This is a genomic window from Flavobacterium xizangense, from assembly GCF_054075145.1.
In genome coordinates, this window is sequence record NZ_JBSIPG010000069.1 from 1 (window position 1) to 282 (window position 282).

1 protein-coding gene is annotated in these 282 nt (G+C 37.6%); it reads left to right on the forward strand.

Annotated features, from left to right (window positions below; genetic code table 11):
* Nucleotides 1-282 (forward strand): family 78 glycoside hydrolase catalytic domain (locus ACWA1B_RS22545; RefSeq protein ID WP_456910835.1); only part of this gene is annotated, 282 nt, incomplete at both ends.

Consider the following 282-nt stretch of genomic DNA (forward strand, 5'->3'; position numbering starts at 1 on the left):
GAAGTTTGCAGAATCACTTCAGCCAGACGGTTCGTTATACATCGCCAATTTGCGTGATGCTAAAACAACTGACATTTATACTTTAAAAGGCGAAGGAGAAGAAATTTGGGAACCTCGTTTTATTTTCCACGGATTTCGATTTGTTGAAATTTCGGGTTTTACAACGAAACCAACTTTAGAAAATTTCGTTGGAAAAGTCGTTTATGACGATATCCAAACAACAGGAACTTTCGATTCTTCGAACCCAATTATGAATCAGATTTTTAAGAATGCGTGGTGGGG